This is a genomic window from Pseudoduganella aquatica, from assembly GCF_009857595.1.
Classification (GTDB): Bacteria; Pseudomonadota; Gammaproteobacteria; order Burkholderiales; family Burkholderiaceae_D; genus Rugamonas; species Rugamonas aquatica_A.
Window position 1 is genome coordinate 47,602 of sequence record NZ_WWCU01000036.1, and the last position, 17,487, is coordinate 65,088.

Annotated in this window: 17 protein-coding genes; 9 read left to right on the plus strand and 8 right to left on the minus strand. The window is 64.4% G+C overall.

Translation table 11 applies throughout. From position 1 onward, the window contains the following. Positions 1-97: 97 nt before the first annotated feature. Together GTP77_RS23800 and GTP77_RS23805 are read left to right on the plus strand one after the other, a co-directional pair. Complete coding sequence (locus GTP77_RS23800; RefSeq protein WP_161074642.1) at positions 98-1,774, plus strand: serine hydrolase; 1,677 nt, start codon at positions 98-100, stop codon at positions 1,772-1,774. Next, the gene (locus GTP77_RS23805) at positions 1,771-2,574 is read left to right on the plus strand and encodes an alpha/beta fold hydrolase (protein WP_161074643.1); all 804 of its coding nucleotides are present in this window, start codon (positions 1,771-1,773) and stop codon (positions 2,572-2,574) included. Before GTP77_RS23800 ends, GTP77_RS23805 begins: the two co-directional genes overlap by 4 nt. Here the strand turns inward: GTP77_RS23805 and GTP77_RS23810 are convergent. The 5 genes from GTP77_RS23810 to GTP77_RS23830 form a co-directional block, all read right to left on the minus strand. Further along, complete coding sequence (locus tag GTP77_RS23810; RefSeq protein WP_161074644.1) at positions 2,571-3,086, minus strand: DUF6702 family protein; 516 nt, start codon at positions 3,084-3,086, stop codon at positions 2,571-2,573. The genes GTP77_RS23805 and GTP77_RS23810 overlap by 4 nt on opposite strands. Further along, positions 3,083-5,506 carry a M1 family metallopeptidase gene (locus GTP77_RS23815; protein WP_161074665.1) on the minus strand — a complete coding sequence of 808 codons (2,424 nt, stop codon included), beginning with the start codon at positions 5,504-5,506 and terminating at the stop codon, positions 3,083-3,085. Before GTP77_RS23815 ends, GTP77_RS23810 begins: the two co-directional genes overlap by 4 nt. 103 nt (positions 5,507-5,609) lie before the next feature. Then, a complete protein-coding gene (locus tag GTP77_RS23820) occupies positions 5,610-5,987 on the minus strand; it encodes a hypothetical protein (RefSeq protein ID WP_161074645.1) in 378 nt (125 codons plus the stop codon). Further along, on the minus strand, positions 5,971-6,315 hold the full coding sequence (locus GTP77_RS23825; protein WP_161074646.1) for a hypothetical protein: 345 nt from the start codon (positions 6,313-6,315) through the stop codon (positions 5,971-5,973). Before GTP77_RS23825 ends, GTP77_RS23820 begins: the two co-directional genes overlap by 17 nt. Before the next feature lie 103 nt (positions 6,316-6,418). After that, positions 6,419-6,886 (minus strand): MarR family winged helix-turn-helix transcriptional regulator, encoded by a 468-nt coding sequence (locus GTP77_RS23830; RefSeq protein ID WP_161074647.1) that lies wholly within the window; start codon positions 6,884-6,886, stop codon positions 6,419-6,421. Positions 6,887-6,999: 113 nt separating this feature from the next. Between GTP77_RS23830 and GTP77_RS23835 the strand changes: the two genes are divergently transcribed. Next, the gene (locus GTP77_RS23835; RefSeq protein ID WP_161074648.1) at positions 7,000-8,238 is read left to right on the plus strand and encodes a hypothetical protein; all 1,239 of its coding nucleotides are present in this window, start codon (positions 7,000-7,002) and stop codon (positions 8,236-8,238) included. A 30-nt stretch (positions 8,239-8,268) separates the two neighbouring features. Here the strand turns inward: GTP77_RS23835 and GTP77_RS23840 are convergent, their stop codons facing one another. Continuing rightward, complete coding sequence (locus GTP77_RS23840; protein WP_161074649.1) at positions 8,269-9,483, minus strand: sensor histidine kinase; 1,215 nt, start codon at positions 9,481-9,483, stop codon at positions 8,269-8,271. Positions 9,484-9,734: 251 nt separating this feature from the next. Between GTP77_RS23840 and GTP77_RS23845 the strand changes: the two genes are divergently transcribed. The 4 genes from GTP77_RS23845 (at position 9,735) to GTP77_RS23860 (ending at position 13,862) form a co-directional block, all read left to right on the plus strand. Beyond that, on the plus strand, positions 9,735-10,169 hold the full coding sequence (locus tag GTP77_RS23845) for an EamA family transporter (RefSeq protein ID WP_161074650.1): 435 nt from the start codon (positions 9,735-9,737) through the stop codon (positions 10,167-10,169). Between the two features lie 110 nt (positions 10,170-10,279). Continuing rightward, positions 10,280-10,561, plus strand: a complete 282-nt coding sequence (locus GTP77_RS23850; protein WP_161074651.1) for a hypothetical protein — start codon at positions 10,280-10,282, stop codon at positions 10,559-10,561. A gap of 70 nt (positions 10,562-10,631) precedes the next feature. Continuing rightward, positions 10,632-11,729, plus strand: coding sequence for an HD domain-containing phosphohydrolase (locus GTP77_RS23855; RefSeq protein ID WP_161074652.1), 1,098 nt, complete (start codon positions 10,632-10,634; stop codon positions 11,727-11,729). Between the two features lie 93 nt (positions 11,730-11,822). Beyond that, positions 11,823-13,862, plus strand: a complete 2,040-nt coding sequence (locus tag GTP77_RS23860; protein WP_161074653.1) for a CHASE domain-containing protein — start codon at positions 11,823-11,825, stop codon at positions 13,860-13,862. Here GTP77_RS23860 and GTP77_RS23865 read toward each other — a convergent pair. Both GTP77_RS23865 and GTP77_RS23870 read right to left on the minus strand, forming a co-directional pair. Next, complete coding sequence (locus tag GTP77_RS23865; protein WP_161074654.1) at positions 13,853-14,668, minus strand: sugar phosphate isomerase/epimerase family protein; 816 nt, start codon at positions 14,666-14,668, stop codon at positions 13,853-13,855. The genes GTP77_RS23860 and GTP77_RS23865 overlap by 10 nt on opposite strands. A 9-nt stretch (positions 14,669-14,677) precedes the next feature. Then, positions 14,678-15,517, minus strand: a complete 840-nt coding sequence (locus GTP77_RS23870; RefSeq protein WP_161074655.1) for a phytanoyl-CoA dioxygenase family protein — start codon at positions 15,515-15,517, stop codon at positions 14,678-14,680. A gap of 125 nt (positions 15,518-15,642) precedes the next feature. Here GTP77_RS23870 and GTP77_RS23875 point away from each other — a divergent pair, with 125 nt between their 5' ends. Both GTP77_RS23875 and GTP77_RS23880 read left to right on the plus strand, forming a co-directional pair. Further along, a complete protein-coding gene (locus GTP77_RS23875; RefSeq protein ID WP_161074656.1) occupies positions 15,643-16,554 on the plus strand; it encodes a LysR family transcriptional regulator in 912 nt (303 codons plus the stop codon). 131 nt (positions 16,555-16,685) lie between these two features. Beyond that, positions 16,686-17,375 (plus strand): DUF6531 domain-containing protein, encoded by a 690-nt coding sequence (locus GTP77_RS23880; protein WP_161074657.1) that lies wholly within the window; start codon positions 16,686-16,688, stop codon positions 17,373-17,375. The last annotated feature ends 112 nt before the right edge of the window (positions 17,376-17,487 follow it).

The following is a 17,487-nucleotide window of genomic DNA, read 5'->3' on the forward strand; positions in this document are numbered from 1 at the left end:
CCGGGAGGAAAGTGCCACCAATGAATTGTTTCCTAAAATGCATTGAAATGATGCAAAATATCAAGGCACACGCGTGCTGACTCGGAGGAAATATACGATGAAGAAATGTGGTGTTTTATTCTTGCTGGCGGCCCGCCTGGCCGCAGCCGATGCAGCCGATGCAGCCACCCAAACGCCGGCCGCGTTTGCGGGCAATCTGTTCGCCAAATGGAGCGGCGCCGCAACACCGGGCTGCGCCCTGGCCATTTCGCGCCCGGACCAGCCGGCGCTGAAGCTGGCCTACGGACAAGCCGACCTGGAACACGGCACGCCCAACACGCCGGATACGGTGTTCGAGGCCGGATCGGTATCCAAGCAATTCACCGCCGCCGCCGTGTTGCTGCTGGCGCAGGACGGCAAGCTGGCCTTGTCCGACGATGTGCGCAAATACCTGCCCGAGCTGCCCGACTACGGCAAGCCGATTACGCTGGACCACCTGCTCACCCATACCAGCGGCTTGCGCGACTGGGGCAGCATTGTGGAAATGGAAGGCTGGCCGCGCGGTACGCGTTCCGTCAGCATGGAGCAGGCGCTGACGGTGATTGCGCGCCAGCGCGGGCTCAATTTCCCGCCGGGCGAGCGCTACTCTTACAGCAACAGCGGCTATGTGCTGGCCGCGTTCGTGGTGCAGCGCGTGTCGGGCAAGACGCTGGCCGAATTTACGCGCGAGCGCATCTTCCAGCCGCTCGGGATGACGCGCACGCAATGGCGGGACAACTTCCGCCGCGTGGTGCCCGGCCGCGCCGTCGCTTACAGCACGGCAGGCAAAGGCTACGAGCAGGACATGCCATTTGAGGACGTTTACGGCCACGGCGGCCTGCTCACCACGGTGGGCGATCTGCTGATCTGGAACGAAGCGCTGACAGCCAATGCGCTGGGCAAGGGTATCAGCGCGCAGCTGGAACGCCGTCCGGTGCTGCCGGAGGGCAGGATCAGCAACTATGGGCATGGCCTGATCTCGCAAAGCTATCTCGGCGCGGCGGAGGTGTCGCACGACGGCGCCACGGCCGGCTACCGTACCTGGCTGGGACGCTATCCGGAGCGGCGCCTGTCGATAGCCTTGCTGTGCAACGCAGGCGACGTCAATCCCGGCAGGCTTGCGCGCGCAGTGGCGCAGGAGCTGCTTGCGCCATCGGCCGCAGCGCCAGCCGCCTTGGCTGCCCCGGTGGTTCCAGCCGCCGTCCCGGTGGCCGCCAGCGGCGCCGTTGCGCCTGCCGCTGCCTCGTCCGGGCTGGGCGTCTACGCCGGCACTTTCTACAACGAGCTGACCGCGAATCCGGTGATATTGGCGCTGCGCGACGGCGTACTCGTGCTGCCCAACGGCACGCCTTTGCGGCCGCTCCAGGAAGGCACCTTCGCCGTCAATGCCGGCACCTTCGCATTCTCGGGTCCGGACCGGTTCGTGGCAAACCCCGGCGGGGGCGAGGTGATGAGTTTCCGCCGGGTCGCCGCCGAGGCGCCAAGCAGCGCCGCCTTGAGCGCCTACACGGGCCGCTACGGCAGCGACGAGGCGCTGGCCAGCTACGATATCGCGCCGGACGGCGACAAGCTTGCTTTCCGGCTGTCCGGCAAGCCGGAAAGCGTACTCCGGCTCAAGCCGCTCGCGCCTGACGTCTTCGGGGCCGACGGCGTCGTGGTCCGGTTCGAACGCGACGGCGGCGGCCGCATCACCGGCGCCGTCGCGTCCACCAACCGCCTGTACGGCATGCATTTCAAGAAAGCGGGCCAGCCATGACGGTGGCGCGCCGCAACAACGTGCGAGTGGCCGGCAGCGGCGACGCCACGCTGGTGTTTGCGCACGGCTATGGCTGCGACCAGTCCATGTGGCGCCACGTGGCGCCGCAACTGGGCGAGCGCTATCGCACCATCTGTTTCGACCTGGTGGGCAGCGGGGGCTCGGATGTGCGGGCGTATGACTTTCAGCGCTACAGCTCGCTGCACGCCTACGCCGAAGACCTGATCGAGATTATCGATGCCTTTGCCACCGGTCCCGTGATCTACATCGGCCATTCCGTTAGCGCGATGATAGGCATGCTGGCCGCCATCCGGCAGCCCGGGAAATTCGCTGCGCAAGTGATGGTGGGGCCGTCGCCCTGCTTCATCAACGACGGCGACTATATCGGCGGCTACAACCGGGAGGACATCGACGGCCTGCTGGGCATGATGGACGAGCGCTACGACGAATGGGCCGGCGCGCTCGCGCCGGTGATCATGGGCACGCCGGAGCGGCCCGAGCTGGCCGAGGAGCTGACAGCCAGCTTCCGGCGCACCGACCGCGCGGTGGCGCGCCATTTCGCCCGCGTCACCTTCACGGCCGACCACCGCGCCGACGTGGCGAAGTGCACCACGCCCACGCTGATACTGCAATGCAGTGATGACCTCATCGCACCGCGCGAAGTGGGCGAATACCTGCTGCGCCAGCTGCCGTCCGCCCGCCTGGCCGTGATCGGCAATGTCGGCCACTGCCCGCACATGAGTTCCCCCGGCGCCAGTATCGACGCCATCGACGCTTTTCTGGCCCAGCTAAAGAATTAAGGCAGCGTGCGTTCCTGCGTAGCGGCGGAGAAGGTGAGGGAGCTTGCGGCCGGGCCGGAGGGCGCGGCGCCGAGGTTGACGGTGTTCAGCTGGGACGGCACGAAGTCGGACAGCACCGCGTGGTGCAGCACGGCGCCGGCTGGCAGCGCGGTCTTCGGCAATTCCTGGTAGATGGTGATGTTGGCGGCGTCGGCCGTGACGCCTACCCATTGCAGCGGCAGGCGCTGGCCGCCGGCCGTGATGTAGAACTGCTTTTCAACGTAGCGCCGCAGCACGGCCTGGTCCTCGGGCAGGCCCAGGTCGAACTGCCGCTGGTACAGATTGGCCAGCAGCGCCTCCACGTCGTGCGCGGTGTAGGTGTGCACGATTTCGGTACTGCCGGTGTTGGCGTTGTAGCTGATGTCGGTGATGCCCATGTGGTAGTTGTGGGCATGGGCAGGGACGTGCAGCGCCGCGCTGCAGAACAGCAGCGCGGCGGCGGCGGCCAGCTTGCGGGCGCCGCGTACCATCATTTCTTGGCTTCACCCTTGGCTTCGGCTTTGGCCTCACCCTTGGTTTCGCCCTTGAGCTCGCCCGCCTCGGTCTTGGCGTCCTTGCCCTTGAGCGGGGTGTTGTAGTCCTTCATCATGTCTTCGCGGCCCTGTTCTTGCTTGTACAGTTCCATGCGCGACGGCGTGAGCTTGCGCGGCCAGGCGTTGTTGCTGGTGTCGATGTCGGCGGTCTCCCAGTTCGGGTCTTGCGTCAGGCTCACCATCGGCTCGTCGGTGACGATGACCTTGGTGATCTTCTTCGGCGAGTAGCGCCACACTTCGGCCGGCACGCGCTCGATGTACTTCTTGCCGCTCTTCAGCTCGATCTGCAGGATCAGCGGCATCACCAGCCCGCCCACGTTGGAGAAGTCCACCAGGTACAGGTGCTTGCCCTGTTCCAGCAGCTTCTTCTCCCACGGCTCCAGCTTCTCGACCGCTTCGGCGTAGTTGTTGCGGTCCTTGTTGGTGACGGTGTAGTCGTCGTGCTCGTTGTAGAAGTCCTTCAGCTCGGGATGCGCGTCGGTGCGGCGCGGCATGCCCTTGTTCTTGATGTCGGTCATCGACTCCGGCTCGGCCGCTTTCTGCTCCTTCTTCCAGGCTTTCTCGATCTCCGGATTCTTGGTGCTCACCGCCACTTCGCTGATGCCGTCCACGCTGATGTCCACCGCGTCGGTGGTGTAGAACCAGCCGCGCCAGAACCAGTCGAGGTCGGTGCCCGAGGCGTCTTCCATGGTGCGGAAGAAGTCGGCCGGGGTAGGACGCTTGAATTTCCAGCGGCGGCCGTACTCGCGGAAGGCGTGGTCGAACAGCTCGCGGCCCAGGATGGTTTCGCGCAGGATGTTCAGCGCCGTGGCTGGCTTGGCGTAGGCGTTGTTGCCGAACTGGAGCAGCGATTCCGAGTTCGTCATGATGGGCACCTGGTTGCGGCTGCGCATGTAGTCGACGATGGCGCGCGGTTCGCCGCGCGACTGCGGATAGTTCTCTTCCCACGCCTGCTCGGCCAGGTATTGCACGAAGGTGTTCAGGCCCTCATCCATCCAGGTCCACTGGCGCTCGTCGGAGTTGACGATCATCGGGAAGTAGTTGTGGCCCACTTCGTGGATGATGACGCCGATCAGGCCGTATTTGGCGCGCTTCGAATAGGTGATCTCGCCGGTTTTCTTGTCCTTGGTCGGGCGCGGGCCGTTGAAGGAGATCATCGGATATTCCATGCCGCCCACCGGGCCGTTCACCGAAATGGCGGTCGGATACGGATAGTCGAAGCTGAACTTGTTGTACTGCTCGATGGTGTGGATGATGGCCTGGGTGGAGAACTTCTCCCACAGCGGGTTGCCTTCCTTCGGATAGTAGGACATGGCCATCACATTGGTGCCGTCCTTCTTGTAGCCCTGCGCGTCCCAGATGAACTTGCGGCTGGAGGCCCAGGCGAAGTCGCGCACGTTCTTGGCCTTGAAGTGCCAGGTCTTGGTGGCGGTGCTGACCGATTTCTCGGCCGCTTCCGCTTCGGCCTGGGTGACGATGACCACCGGCTTGTCGCTGGTGCGGGCGCGCGCCAGGCGTTCGCGCTGGGCCGGGCTCAGCACCTGCTCCGGATTGAGCAGCTCGCCGGTACTGGCCACCACGTGGTCGGCCGGCACGGTCAGGCTGACGTCGTAGTCGCCGAATTCCAGCGTGAATTCGCCGGAGCCGATGAACTGCTTGTGTTGCCAGCCAGCCACATCGTAGTAGGCGGCCATGCGCGGGAACCACTGCGCCACTTCGAATAAAGTGTTTTTGTCCTGCTCGAAGTACTCGTAGCCGGAGCGGCCGCCCAGTACTTTCTGCTCGTTGATGTTGTACTGCCAGTCGATGGCGAAGCTGAACTTCTCGCCCGGCTTGAGCGGGGTCGGCAGGTCGATCCGCATCATGGTCTGGTTGACAGTGGTTTTCAGCGGCTGGCCGCCGGCGGTTTTCACCGCGCCGATCTTGAAGCCGCCGTCGAAGTCGCGGCCGGCCAGGATGCCGCGCATGCCTTCGAATTTCATGCCGTCTTCAGCGCCGCGCGCCTTGGTCCAGGCTTCGCGCGAAGGCGCGGTGAGCATGCGGCGGGCGTCGGAGTCCGGCTTGTAGATGTTCTGGTCCAGCTGCACCCACAGGTAGTGCAGGGTGTCGGGCGAGTTGTTGTGGTAGGTGACCTGGCCGCTGCCGGTGATGGCGCGCTTGGCTTCGTCCAGGGAGGCGCGGATGGTGTAGTCGGCGCGCTGCTGCCAGTAGGCGTGGCCGGGGGCGCCGGAGGCAGTGCGGTACTGCGTGGCGGTCGGCAGCAGCTCGTCGAGCTGGCGGAACTTGTCGTCGAATCCGTCGGCCGCTTGGGCCGACAAGGAGAGGCACAGTGCTGCAATACTGATCGGCAAACGCTTCATCATCCGCTATCCCTGTTTTCTAGTGAAAAAGTTAAGCGGTTATTCTAAAACGGCTATCTCGTCTGCTGTAATTTCATTTGTAAATAGGTTGATACATTGAAAGTCAGGTCAGCGCAAAGATCGTCGCGGCAAGCTGCGCAGCTTGATGCAGTTCCTTGTTTGAGAATGTTGTGTTCAAGTGATAATCCGCCGGGATGCGCAGATTCCGGATCGAGAACAGGGCATGGCTGACTGCAAGCGAACATAATTGCAGGTGCCGGGGAAGCTGCGGGGATGGATTGGCCAGCTGTGAGATTAGTTGATTATGGCGGCCATGTGCACGACCTGGTTGGCCCGGCATCGCCAACTTTGCATGAAATTGCTGGCTGCAGTGATAGGCCGCGTAGTAATAGCGACTGATGGCAGAGCGAATAGTGGCTTCAGAGCCTGCCTGTTGGCCAATGCTGTTGGCTGCTGATAGAAGCTCAGCAGGTGTGACCATCTTCGCCAGCCATGAAGACGATGGTGAATTGGCCGTCTTGCACAATCTGGTGCTGTAAGTCCTTTTCCGCGAGCGCCAGATTTGCCGCTACCATTGTTTCGGTATCACCCGCCACGTTAAAAAACAGTATTTCACCGTCGGCGCTATCGTGAGTCCAATCTTGCGGGGTGCAGTCACCTGGTTCATCTTCGTCCGGCCAGTAACAAGGACGTATTTCGGGGGGGGCGCTTAAGGTCAAATTCAGCTCTTGTATGACTTGCCGGGCCAGTTCAACACGATGGCGAATATCTTCAGGATATTTTTCGAGCAAGAATTGTGGCGCGTTCATTGCTGATCTCCGGCTGCACCTCAGATCAAGCCATTCTACGCCCACGAAATATGGTTTGCGCCGGTGTCAGCTTGATGCCGCGCAAGGCTGCGGTGGGGCGAAGTCAGGCGTTTTTCATCAGGCTGTCGCGCAGCGTGGTGAGCTGTTCTTTCATGTCCACCACTTGCTCCAGCGTGCAGTTGGTGGCGCCCAGGATTTCCGGGGGCAGCTTGGCCGCTTCCAGGCGCAGGGCGTCGCCGTGCTCGCTGAGGGCGATGATGACCTGGCGCTCGTCGTTCGGGCAGCGCGTGCGCGTCAGCAGGCCGGCCTGCTCCATGCGCTTGAGCAGCGGCGTGAGCGTGGCCGAGTCCAGGAACAGGCGCTCGCCCAGCTCGGACACGGTTTGCTCGTTCTTTTCCCATAGCACCATCATCACCAGGTACTGGGAATAGGTCAGCCCCAGCTTGCGCAGCAGCTTGCGGTACAATTTGTTCATCGCCAGCGAGGTCGAGTACAGGGCGAAGCACAGCTGGGCATCCAGGCGCGGCACGTGGCGCAGCGCGGGATCGGTGGTGTTGGTAGTGGTATCCATGTGCACAGTATAGATAGTGCGCTATTCAATTGCAAGCAAACTCTGATGAAAGTTTGGCTGCGAGTTTTCAGCTAAGATGCGCGCATGTCCAAAATCGCTGTGGGGGAGGTCGCATGGGTGCACTCTTGAAGAGCCTGGGCTGGCTGGGCTGGTGCAGTGTGCTGGCCTGGACCGCCAGCGCCGGGGCGGCCGAGTGGCGCGGCTTGCTCGACGTGCGCGCGGTGGAGGCCGTTGCTGCGCGCAGCTGGACCGAGGCCGGCCTGGGGAAAATCCGCTATGACAACACGTCGAACCGGCTGGGAGTTGGCCAGGCCGTTGTGCGCGGGGATGCCGATTTGACCGATACGCTGTCGGCGTCGGCGGTACTGAGCGCGGATGCGCAGCACCACGGCGTCGTCGATGTGCGCGAGGCGTGGCTGGAATGGAGCCCCTTGCCTGTCAACGCCTGGAAATTGCGGATGAAGGCGGGCTTCTTTTTCGCGCCCAGCAGCGTGGAAATCGACTATGCCGGCATTGCGTGGACCCCGGAGCGCACCATATCGAGCTCCGCCATCAACAGCTGGCTAGGCGAGGAGCTGCGCACCAACGGTGCGGAGATGCAGCTGACGCATCTGGGCCGCCATAGCGGCGCCAGCTACGACTATGGACTGACGCTGGGGACATTTTTCGGCAACGATCCGGCCGGCACGCTGCTGGCCTGGCGCGGCTGGACCATCAGTGACCGCATCGCCGGGCGCCACGAAGCGGTCTGGCTCGCCGATCTGCCGGTCTACCGCGCCGACGGCGCCATTCCGCGCCAGGACCGCCGTATCCGGCCGTTCCGGGAAATTGATGGCCGGCCCGGCTACTACATCGGCGGCAACTTCAAGCAAGGCGAGCGCGTGGAGCTTGCCGTCCAGCGCTATGACAACCGCGCCGACCCGCTGGTGGTCAAAGACGGCCAGTATGGCTGGCGGACCCGCTTCAGCCACGCCAGCCTGGTGTTCAGGCCCGGCGGCGGCTGGGAGTGGCTGGCGCAAGCCATGCACGGCGATACGCTGATGGGGAAAAATGCCGTTGCCCTGGACTTCCGGGCCTGGTATGTGCTGGCCAGCCACCCCGTGGGACCTGGCCGCCTGGCGCTGCGCTACGACCGCTTCAGTACCAGCGAGCATGACATTCTTCCGTCCGATCCCAACAATGAAAAAGGCAGGTCGCTGGCATTGGCCTACACCTGGCCGCTGAACGATGGGGTGACGCTGGCGATGGAGTTGCTGGCGGTGGACAGCCAGCGCGCCGCGCGCAGCATGGTCAGCCTGCGCCCGGGGCAAGTGGAGCGCAGCGTGACCAGCTCGCTGCGCTGGCATTTCTGAGCTGCCAGGGAATCGCAGCGGCCGCAGGCCTCACAGCGGGGCGAAGGTGATGGTGAAGCGGCTGCCGCCGGCCGGCGTGGGCTCGTAAGCCAGGCTGCCGCCGAGGTAGCTGCAGATGCGCTGCGTGAGGCTCAGCCCCAGGCCGGTGCCGGCCGATCCCTGTGACGGCGGCGCGGCCTTGTCCGCAATGGCGGCGAGCACGGCGGCCGGCAGGCCGCCGCCCGTGTCCTCCACCACCAGCTGCCGCGCCTGATAGTGCACCGCCACTTCGCCGGCTTCGGTGTAGATGCAGGCGTTCTGGATCAGATTGCCCACGGCGGCGGCGCACAGCTCGGCCGGCGCATGCACGGTGAACGGAACCGACTCGCCCAGGCGCAGCTGCACGCCCTTGGCCGACGCCAGCGGCGCGTGGCGCGCCATCGCCCTGGCGACGATGGCGGCTATGTCCACTGGGGCCGCCTGCTCGGCCGTGGGCGCGCGCGCCAGCAGCAGCAATACCTGCACCAGTTCGCTGGCCTCCGTGGCGGCGCGGACTATCCGCTGGACGGGCGACTTTTCGGCGCAGTTCGCGCCCGGCTGCGCTTGCAACACCTCGGCTGCGCCGAGGATGACGGTCAGCGCGGTGCGCAGTTCGTGGCTGGCGTCGCCGGCGAAGCAGCGCTCGCGCTCCAGCGCCTGGTGCAGCGAGCAGGTGCGCTCGTTGAGGGCACGGGCCAGTTCGGCCAGTTCGCGCGGGTGGACGATGTCAGGCAAGGGCTGGCCGGACGCCACCGCCTCCGACAAGGCCGCCAACGGGTTGATCACGCCGCGCGCCAGATGCCCCGCCAAGAAGTAGGAGAACACTAGAAAGCCTATCATGCAGCAGGCCACCATGGAGTACACCACCACCTCCACCTTGTCGTAGTCGCTCTGGTGATCGACCACGACATAGGGGCGGCCTTCGGCGCTGCCCGCCAGCACGTGCAGGCCGTGGCCCTCGATGTGCTTGTCGTGGATGCCGTCGGCCAGGTCGCGCAACGCGTGCGGGATTTCCTGGTCCTGGTGGAAGCTGATCCCGGCCGGCATTTCGACCGTCAGCCCGGCGGCATGGCGCGGCACCGCCCACAGCGCGGCCTGCCGCAGCCGGGCGTCCACCAGATGCCCTTCTATGCCTTCGACCGTGAAGGTGGTGATCAGCGTGAAGCAAATCACCATGCCCAGCGCATACAAGGCATAGGCGGCGGTGATGCGGCGGCGCAGGGACATGGTCAGTATGCCTTGCCGGGATAGGGGAGGGTGGGCACGGAGCAGGCGGGTGGCAGTCGGAAAAAACTGAAATTAGCATCCGGGCCGTCAACACTTCGTCAAATAGGCGTGAGGAGCGCGTTAACTGTCCGCGTCCCGACGGCGCCGACGCGCCCGCCATGTTGCAAGAACGTCACATCCCGCGCGCGGCCTGCGCCGGCCGGCCAGCGGTGATATTCTGCGCCAGTCCTTCCACTCTTCCCGCACATACTATGGCTGCCAACGCACAATGGGTCTGGTTCGCACTGGGTTCGGCCTTCTTTGCCGCCCTGACTTCGCTGCTGGGCAAGCTGGGCGTGACGGAGCTGAATTCGAATATGGCGACGTTTGTGCGTTCCATCGTGATCGTGGGCGTGACGGCCTGCGTGATCTCGCTGCGCAATGAGTGGCAGCGGCCGCCGCAGGCAAGCTGGTCCAGCTGGGCCTTCATTGTGCTGTCCGCCGTGGCGACGGGCTTGTCGTGGCTGTGCTACTACCGGGCTTTGCAGCTGGGGCCGCTCAGCAGCGTGGCGCCGGTCGACAAGCTCAGCGTTGCCTTGTCCATCCTGCTCGGCGTCGTGGTGCTGGGCGAACAGCTGAACTGGGCGGTCTGCGTGGGCGGCGGCTTGATCGTTGCCGGCTCGCTGGTGATCGTCAAATACGGCTGACTGCGGATTCCGTTGAGAATTTTTGCTGCAAGTTTTGCTTGTCAGTGAAGTACGATTTAGCTAAGGTGATACAGTCCGCTTCTCCAGAAAGCGGCTAGGGGACGAACGTAATGAAACGGACACCTGAATTGCGTGGCGAGGCTCCGGCCTTGCTGCTGGTTGAACTTGATCCTGTCACGGTCATCGACGGCGAGCGCTGCGAAGATACCTATCTGGCCGGCGACGTTGCCGCCGTCGGCGCCATGCGCGAATTCTGCCCGGCCTGCCGGCAAGGCCAGCTGCAGCTGGTGCCGCGCCAGGACAATGTGCGCATCGCCCATCTGTTTTGCTACCACTGCACGCGCTGTTTCGGCGCCCTGTTCGAGGACGGCACCCAGGCCTTGTGTGAATAGTCGCCGCTCCCTCATGTATGATGCTGGCTGGTAATAATTACTGATCAAACCAGTCAGGAGGGCGCAGTCCATGAACGACAACAACAAGGCCATCGTCCTGATCGCAGACGCGGCGCCGGACAAGCTGCTGTGGCTGAACGGCCTGCTGCAAGACCTCTACGAAGTGAAACTGGCCGCCGACGGCCCGGCGGCGCTGCGCATCGCCCAGCAGATACCGCGCCCCGACCTGGTGCTGCTCGACGCCGGTCTGCCGGAGGTGGACGGTTTTGCCGTCTGCCAGCAGCTCAGGCGCAATCCGGACACGGCCGGCCTGCCGCTGCTGCTGATGGTGCCGCCCGGACAGCCGGAGCTCGAGCAGCGCGGCCATTGCGACGGCGCGGCCGACGTCATCACCCAGCCCCTGGTCCCCGAAACCGTGCTGGCGCGCGTGGGCCTGCATTTGCAGCTGCGGCGGTCGGCCGAGCTGCTGGCCCGCCAGCGCCTGCACCTGGAAGAGCTGGTGACGGAAACCACGGTGGAACTGACCATGATGGTGGACGCGGTCATCTGGGCGCTGGCCTCGCTGGCCGAAACGCGCGACCATGAAAGCGCCAACCACATCCACCGCGTGCAGCGCTATGTGGTGGCGCTGGCGCGCGAGCTGCAGCACCATCCGCGCTTCAACCATGAGCTGAGCAACCGCAACATCGATTTCCTGTACAAGGCCGCGCCGCTGCACGACATCGGCAAGGTGGGCATCCCGGACGCCATCCTGCTCAAGCCGGGCCGCCTCAGCCCGGAGGAATTCGAGCAGATCAAGCTGCACACCGTCTACGGCCGCGACGCCATTGCCGGCGTGGAGCAGCACCTGGGCTTTTCCAACGACTTCCTGCGCTTCGCGCGCGAGATCGCTTATTCGCACCAGGAGAAGTTCGACGGCTCGGGCTATCCGCAAGGCCTGGCTGGCGAAGCCATCCCGGTGTCGGCGCGGCTGATGGCGGTGGCCGACGTGTACGACGCGCTAATCTCCAAGCGCGTCTACAAGCCGGCCTTCACCCACGAGACCGCCATTGAGCTGATACGCCAGGGCAGCGGCGAGCATTTCGACCCCGACGTGGTGGACGCCATGCTGATGGCCGAGCAGCGCTTCATGGAAATTGCCGCGGAATTTCAGGACGCCGTGCAATAAGCGTTGCTTTTGTATATGTAGCCGCAGGGCTATGCTATAGTCGTTTCAGCCCTGCGGCAGGCTGCACCGCCGCGTTCCACGTCGAGCATAGACATGCATTTGCGCATACACGGTTTCCTGGCGTTTGTCCTTGGCATCTGCATTACCGTGTGGGTGTGCATGTTCGTGTCCGACGCCCAGCAGCACAACCTGCGCACCAGCTTCCAGCGCGACACCGACAAGATTGCACGCGACACCAGCGTGCGCCTGCAAACCTATTTCGACACCCTGCTCAGCATCAAAGGCATGTATGCGGTGCGCAACGGCAATGTCAGCCGCGCCGAGTTCAACCACTACGTGCACGAGCTGCGCCTGGCCGAGCGTTATCCCGGTTTCCAGGCCATCCAGTTTGTGCGCGTGGTGCCGGCCGCCCAGCTGCCTGCCTTTGCCGCCGGCGTGCGCGCCGACACCAGCCTGCTGGCGGAGGGCTATCCCCAGTTCGCGCTGCACCCGGCCGCCGTGCGCGATCCGCACTACATCATTGAATACAACGAGCCCATGGTGGGCAATGAAAGTGCCTTCGGCCTGGACCTGGCCGCGCTGCCGCCGCACAAGCGGGCGCTGGAGATGGGGCGGGACAGCAACCTGATTATCGCCACCGAGCGCATTACGCTGGTGCAGGACGCCAGCGGCCAGCCCGGCTTCGTGGCGCGCGCGCCGGTGTACCGCAACGGGCCGGTGGACACGGTGGAGCAGCGCCGCGCGGCGCTGATCGGCTTTGTCGCCATCGTATTCCGCGTGAACAACCTGATGCGCGAAGTGATCGATTCGCCCATGCTGGCCCATATGTCGATCCAGATCCACGACGGCGGCTATTTGCGCGACGACACGCCGCTGCCGGCCACGATAGACACGCTGATGTACGACAGCGCCGGCAAGATAGGCAGCGGCGCGCGCGCCTTGCCCTTGCCCGGGCTGACCACGCAGGCCACTTTCAACGTGGGCGAGCGGCGCTGGCTGGTGCGGTTCCAGGGCCATGCCGGCACGCGCTACAGCAGCGGCGACCTGCGCATCGGCCTGATCGCCGCCGCCGGCACGCTGATCAGCGCGCTGATCGCCATGCTGCTGGTGGCCTCGCAGCGCAACAGCGCGCTGGCCGGCCAGCTGCGGCGCGACATCGCCGAACGCGAGAAAACCGAGGCCGCGCTGGTGCAGACGCAGCATGGCCTGGAGCGCAGCCTGGACGAGCTGGCCGCGCAGAAGGCCAACGCCGAGCTGGCGCACCGCGACCTGACGCTGGTGCTGGCCACGCTCAAGCAGGCGCAGGCCAATCTGATCACGTCCGAGAAAATGGCGTCGCTGGGCGCGCTCGTGGCCGGCATTGCGCACGAGCTGAACACGCCCATCGGCAACAGCCTGCTGACGGCCACCGCGCTGAGCGATATGGTGGCCGAGTTCGACCGCAAGCTGGCCGACGGCGGTGTGAAGAAGTCGGCGCTGGACGCGCATCTGCACGACGCGCGCACGGCCTGCGCCATTATCGCCAGTTCGCTGAGCCGTGCGGCGGAACTGATCACCTCGTTCAAGCAGGTGGCGGTGGACCAGACCAGCGGCCAGCGCCGCCGCTTCCTGCTGGCCGGCGTGGTGGGCGACGTGCTGGCCACCTTCGCCGCGCAGCTGCGGCGCGCCAATTGCGAGGTGGTGGTGGAAGTGCCGGAGCAGCTGGAATTCGATTCCTATCCGGGCAGCGTGAGCCAGGTGCTGAGCAATCTGATCAACAACGCCATGCTGCATGCCTTCGAAGGGCGCAACAGCGGCATGATACGGCTGCGCGCCGTGGCGCAGGGCAACGGCCAGGCGCAGATCGAGTTCAGCGACGACGGCGTGGGCATGTCGGCGCGCACCCTGCACCAGATTTTCGATCCCTTCTTCACCACCAAGATGGGGCAGGGCGGTTCGGGGCTGGGCATGAATATCGTCTACAACATCGTGACCGGCGTGCTGCACGGGATCATTGCCATCCAGTCCGAGCCCGGCCAGGGCACCACCGTGACGCTGGTGCTGCCGCTGGTGGCGCCGGTGCGCGATGGCGACGAAGGCGAGGGGCCGGGCGCAGGGCAAGGCCTGCGCCGGGCGGCGCTGACTCAGCCGTAGCGGGCTCGCAGCAGCTGCATCATGGCCACGTTCAGTTCCCACTGGTTCGCCACCGGCTGGCCGGTGTAGGGCAGGGTTTGCAGATAGGGCGCCGGGCCGAATTCCGGCGTCATGGTCATCACGTCGGCGCCGGCGGCGCGGCGCAGTTCCACAATGCGGTCCCACCATTGCAAGTGCGCCTGCAGCGCAGCGGCCGCTTCCGGCGCGCGGAAGTCCGCCACTTGCGGACCCTGCGCGTGGCCCACGCGGGCGTGGATGTGGCGCACGTGCGGCAGCGTGGCGGCCAGCGTGTCCGGCTGGTCTTCCAGCAGCGACTCGCAGGCGCAGCACCAGTGCGACAGGTCTGCCGTCAGCTGCAGCTGCGGCAGCTTTTCCAGGTAGGGCAGCAGCAGCATCGGGTGTCCGCTGAAGCGGCTGCGGTGGATTTCGTGCACGATGGGCACGCCGTGCTGCTGCGAGATGGCGTCCGCCAGCGCGATCAGCTCCAGGTTTTGCGCCTGGCTGTAGAAGTCCTTGCCGGTGTGCGTGTTCACCAGCAGCGGGCGCGCCGCGCAGGCGTTGTGCAGCAGCTCGGCCAGCGCCGTCTTGTGCGCGTCGAACTGCGGATGGAACACGGTTTCCCACTGCTGCGCGATCAGGGCCAGGCCGGCGTCCGCGATGCGGCCGGTCCAGTCCGCGCGCGCGGCAGCGTCCAGCGGCAGCGACATCTCTATGCCGTCAAAACCGGCCGCCGCCACCTTATCGATAAAGGCTTGCGGCGCCAGCTCGTTGCTGCCCCAGTGCGGGGCGAAGATCTTGATCTGCATGGCTGGCCCTTAAATGAAACCCCGTACCGGGAAATCGGCGCCGCGCTGTATCCAGTTCTGCGGCGAGTACGCGGTGCGCGCGTCGGTGGCGTGCAGCGTATAGGCATGGCGCGACACGGGTGACCGGTTGGGCGCGCTGTAGTGCGGCAGCAGGCCGTGGAAGCACACCAGGCTGCCCGCCTTGCACTCCAGCGGCACTGCGGTGGAGTCGTCCGGCCACGGCGTGGCGTCCAGCTTCTCCACGCGGATATTGTCGCCATTGCGCACGAAGCGCTCGCGCAGCGGCGTGCGGTGGCCGCCCGGCTCGGCCCACAGGCAGCCGTTGTCCAGCGTGGCGTCTTCCAGCGCGAACCAGAAGGTGGTTACGCTGATGGGCGTGGTGTCGAAATAGGTCGCGTCCTGGTGCCAGCGCACCTCGCCGCCTATGCCGGGCTGCTTGAAGATATACATCGACTGCCAAACCTGGGCTTCGGCCAGGCCAAGGTCGCGCGCCACGGCCGCCAGCTTGGGATCGGCCGAGAAGGCGCGGAACACCGGGTCCAGGTCGTGCATGGCGTGGCCGATCTTGTTGATCGACAGTTCCTTGGCCTGCTTCAGCTGGCCGTCCGGGCCGAAGGCTTCTTCCTCGAAGAAGCAGCGGATGGTGTTATCCGAACGCAGGAAGTACTCGTCGGACTTCTTCTCCTGGTCCTTGGTGGTGAAGATGCCCTGCGCCACGCTTGGATCGAATTCGTTGACAATCTTGGCGGCGCGCTCACGCAGCGCGGAAATTTCCGCCGGGCTCTTGAAGCCGGGGATGACGATGTAGCCATCGCGCTCGTATTGTTGCTTTTGTGCTTCGTTCAGCATGGCGGGGACTCCCTTGGTATGGATGGTGCGCCATTGTACGGCTGCCCCGGCGGCGTCACAATCGGCAAACGGTTGACACATTGTCTGCAAAATGAAGACAATGGCTGATGGATCAGCTCAGAGCAATGGAAATATTTGTCGAAGTGGCACGGCTGCGCAGCTTCAGCGAGGCGGGCCGCCGGCTGGGGCTGACGCGCGCCATGGTCAGCAAGCACATCATGCAGCTGGAGGACAAGCTGCAAGCACGGCTGCTGCACCGCTCCACGCGGGAAGTGAGCCTGACCGACGTGGGCCAGGCCTACCTGGAACCGTGCATGGCCACGGTGGCGCAGGCGCGGGAAGCCGCGCAAGTGGCTACGGGTGCGCGCGAGGCGGGTGGCCAGCTGGCCGGACCGCTGCGCATCCAGGCGCCGTCCAGCTTCGGCGGCATGTGGCTGGCGGACGCCGTGGCCCGCTTCAGCCTGCCGCATCCGCAACTCACACCGCTGCTCTACGTGGACGATGCGCTGCTCGACCCCATCGAGCACGGCTTTGATTTGACGATACGCGTGGGCGGCATTCCCGACAGCCGGGCGCTGGCGATGCGGCCGCTGGCGCCGTGCAAGGGCGTGCTGTGCGCCAGCCCGGACTACCTGGCGCGGGCCGGCAAGCCTGCGGCGCCGGAAGACCTGGCGCAGCACCAGTGCCTGCACTTCAGCCATTTGACGGACGGCGCCACCTGGCACTTCAGCCAGGGCGAGCGGCGCACGTCGGTGCGCATCAACGCCGCCTTCACCGCGAACAACGGCCTGGTGCTGCACCAGGCCGCCTTGCGCGGGCTGGGCATCGTCTACAGCACCACCTTCCTCGCCTGCGAAGCGCTGCGCGACGGCACGCTGGTGCCCGTGCTGGACGACTGGGAACTGCCGCTCAACTACCTGAGCGCCCTGTACCCCGCCAGCCGCCAGCCCTCGCCCAAGGTCCGCGCGCTGATTGATTTCCTGGTGGCGGAATACCAGCCGGTGCCGCCGTGGGACAAGGCGCTGCCGGTTCAGTGAGCCGATGGCTATTGAATATCAAATCAGTAGCTAATAATTATTTGATATTGATTAGTATTTAATTGACTCATAGGATTTTTTTAATAAATTACGTTTGGTAAATAATTAAAATTTCCAAAGAGGCTATTAAATTGAAAGTATTTTTCCGGTTGGCTTTCGTGTATTTTTGCAGTGGCTTCTTTGCAAACCCTATTTTTGCGCAGGATAGTGACATCCCGCGAGTTTTTGTGCCGGGGGACAGGTGCGATGGCTATGTGGGGACGATGAAATATGCGTGCCAAAATGGTCGAGATACTTTCTATGAGGCCGGCGGTGGTAGCACGCCGTCGGCCGGTGGCGGCGGCGGAGGTGGCAGTCCCGCCACCCAAGAACAGCAGAAGCCGTCAACCGCATCAGATTCCGGAACTTCCGCCAAGACCTGCAAGCCGGTCATTTTAGCCACCGGCGAGAAAGTCAAAGAGGAAATAGATTACGTCGCGCACGGCGCGTATGGGCTTGGTGTATCCCGAATGTATCGCAGCAAGCAGACCAGCGGCGCGATGTTCGGCCCCAACTGGATGTCGAGCATCGAGGTTCCCCGGGTAATGTTCACCTTGGCTGGCTGCTCAGTAAAGCAAACCGGAGACTGCATTCCAGAAACCGTCACCATCGCCCAGCCGGATGGAACCAAGTTCACCTATAAGTTCAGCAATATCGTCTTGGCCGCCGCGATGTCCTCCGCTGAGAAGACCAGGGCCAGCCGCGCCCGCACTCTCATTAAGACTCCAGGCAAATCCGCTACCACGATGGCGGAAGGCGATACCTATGGAAGCACTGATTAATTCATCGGACGCCGTTCCCTGCGGCAGTCCAACCTGAGACAATAACGGCACCCCCACTGTCCGCCATCGACCATGCAAAAGAGCTTTTCCGACCTTGAATATGCTGCCAAGA

Coding starts and splice junctions, on each gene's coding strand:
- GTP77_RS23825 (WP_161074646.1), bottom strand. CDS start 6,315: ATGAACGCGCCACAATTCTTGCTCGAAAAATATCCTGAAGATATTCGC.
- GTP77_RS23815 (WP_161074665.1), bottom strand. CDS start 5,506: ATGAAGCGTTTGCCGATCAGTATTGCAGCACTGTGCCTCTCCTTGTCG.
- GTP77_RS23865 (WP_161074654.1), bottom strand. CDS start 14,668: ATGCAGATCAAGATCTTCGCCCCGCACTGGGGCAGCAACGAGCTGGCG.
- GTP77_RS23835 (WP_161074648.1), top strand. CDS start 7,000: ATGGGTGCACTCTTGAAGAGCCTGGGCTGGCTGGGCTGGTGCAGTGTG.
- GTP77_RS23870 (WP_161074655.1), bottom strand. CDS start 15,517: ATGCTGAACGAAGCACAAAAGCAACAATACGAGCGCGATGGCTACATC.
- GTP77_RS23860 (WP_161074653.1), top strand. CDS start 11,823: ATGCATTTGCGCATACACGGTTTCCTGGCGTTTGTCCTTGGCATCTGC.
- GTP77_RS23810 (WP_161074644.1), bottom strand. CDS start 3,086: ATGATGGTACGCGGCGCCCGCAAGCTGGCCGCCGCCGCCGCGCTGCTG.
- GTP77_RS23875 (WP_161074656.1), top strand. CDS start 15,643: ATGGAAATATTTGTCGAAGTGGCACGGCTGCGCAGCTTCAGCGAGGCG.
- GTP77_RS23830 (WP_161074647.1), bottom strand. CDS start 6,886: ATGGATACCACTACCAACACCACCGATCCCGCGCTGCGCCACGTGCCG.
- GTP77_RS23840 (WP_161074649.1), bottom strand. CDS start 9,483: ATGTCCCTGCGCCGCCGCATCACCGCCGCCTATGCCTTGTATGCGCTG.
- GTP77_RS23850 (WP_161074651.1), top strand. CDS start 10,280: ATGAAACGGACACCTGAATTGCGTGGCGAGGCTCCGGCCTTGCTGCTG.
- GTP77_RS23845 (WP_161074650.1), top strand. CDS start 9,735: ATGGCTGCCAACGCACAATGGGTCTGGTTCGCACTGGGTTCGGCCTTC.
- GTP77_RS23805 (WP_161074643.1), top strand. CDS start 1,771: ATGACGGTGGCGCGCCGCAACAACGTGCGAGTGGCCGGCAGCGGCGAC.
- GTP77_RS23800 (WP_161074642.1), top strand. CDS start 98: ATGAAGAAATGTGGTGTTTTATTCTTGCTGGCGGCCCGCCTGGCCGCA.
- GTP77_RS23820 (WP_161074645.1), bottom strand. CDS start 5,987: ATGGTCACACCTGCTGAGCTTCTATCAGCAGCCAACAGCATTGGCCAA.
- GTP77_RS23855 (WP_161074652.1), top strand. CDS start 10,632: ATGAACGACAACAACAAGGCCATCGTCCTGATCGCAGACGCGGCGCCG.